Origin of the sequence: Streptomyces sp. NPDC087859 (assembly GCF_044742595.1) — a bacterium.
Classification (GTDB): Bacteria; Actinomycetota; Actinomycetes; order Streptomycetales; family Streptomycetaceae; genus Streptomyces; species Streptomyces canus_F.
Map to the genome: position 1 here is coordinate 1 of NZ_JBIUUU010000047.1, position 1,421 is coordinate 1,421.

At 67.8% G+C, this 1,421-nt stretch carries 2 protein-coding genes; both read left to right on the top strand.

Annotation, left to right across the window (positions count from 1 at the left end; genetic code table 11):
* Positions 1-104 precede the first annotated feature (104 nt).
* Entirely contained in the window at positions 105-953 is an 849-nt protein-coding gene (locus ACIOHP_RS49905; RefSeq protein WP_401898526.1) for an IS5 family transposase, read from the top strand.
* A complete protein-coding gene (locus ACIOHP_RS49910) occupies positions 950-1,345 on the top strand; it encodes a hypothetical protein (protein WP_401898528.1) in 396 nt (131 codons plus the stop codon). The genes ACIOHP_RS49905 and ACIOHP_RS49910 overlap by 4 nt, the downstream gene beginning before the upstream one ends.
* Positions 1,346-1,421: the final 76 nt, after the last annotated feature.

Below are 1,421 nucleotides of genomic sequence, written 5' to 3' on the forward strand. Positions count from 1 at the left end.
AGTGGGCGGTTCGTGAGTCTTTGATGGGATCTGCTGTCGCCTGATCGTGTGGCGGCGGGGCGGAATCTACCGGTCCGCGGTTGGTGATCTGCTGATGTGGCTGGGTGAGTGAACGCAAGTCGTACCCGAGTGACTTATCGGACGAGCAGTGGTCGTTGATCGAGCCGGTGATCACCGCGTGGAAGGACCGGCACCGCTCGGTCAGCGGCCATCAGGGCGCCTACGACATGCGGGAGATCGTGAACGCGATCCTCTATCAGGGGCGGACCGGTTGTCAGTGGGCCTATCTCCCGCACGACCTGCCGCAGAAGAGCGCGACGTACTACTACTTCGCCGCCTGGCGGGACGACGGGACCGACCAGGTCATCCATGAACTCCTGCGCTGCCAGGTCCGCGAACGCGCCCGACGATTAGAGGACCCGACCCTGGTGGTGCTGGACACCCAGAGTGTTCATGTGGCCGCCGGGGTCCCCGTCTCCACGAGTGGCCATGATCCGGCCAAGCGGGTGCCCGGCCGCAAGCGGGGCCTTGCCGTGGACGTCCTCGGTCTGGTCATCGCGGTCGTCGTCCTCGCCGCGAACATCCACGACAACGCCGCGGGCATCGTCCTGCTGGACCAGGTCGCCAAGCACGCCGGCGGCAGCGTCCGCAAAGCCCTGGTCGACCAGGGCTTCAAGAACCAGGTCGTCGCGCACGGCGCTGGCCTGGGGATCGACGTCGAGATCGTCCAACGCGACCCGCAGGTCAAGGGGTTCGTGCCGCAGCCGAAGCGGTGGAGGGTCGAGCAGACCTACGGGATCCTGATACTGCACCGGCGCCTGGTCCGCGACTACGAGCACCGCCCCTCCTCCTCCGCCTCCCGCGTCTACTGGGCGATGACCCACGTCATGACCCGACGCCTCACCGGCGCGAACGCCCCCACTTGGCGCGAGCCGCAGGCGGCGGCAGCGTGAACCTCCGGCCCCTGCTCGACGCCCTGGACCTCCAGGAAGACGCCGCCCGGGCCCTGGCCGACGAACTCCGCGCACAGATCGACGACCTGCAGACCAGGCTGCGGGAGGCCGAGACGCACCTGGAGCACCTCGCGATCACCCGCAAGACCGTCACCGGCCTCGCCGACCGGCTCCCGGCCGTCGTGCCGGAGCTGCCCGAGCATCCGGACTACCCCCGCATCCTCGCCGCCTTCAACCACGCGACCGGGCCGCTACGGGCCAAGGACGTCTGCGAAGCCCTCGGCCACGAACTGCTGCCGAAGAACGTCGAAGGCACCCGCGCCAAGCTGAAACGCCTGGTCAAACTCGGGATCCTTGCCGAGGCCGACACCGGCAACTTCGCCCGGAAGTAATAACCGACGCAACCTCCACCAGCCGCCTTGCTCCCACCTCAGCCAGAAAAGGACATCGCCTTACGAACCGCTCACT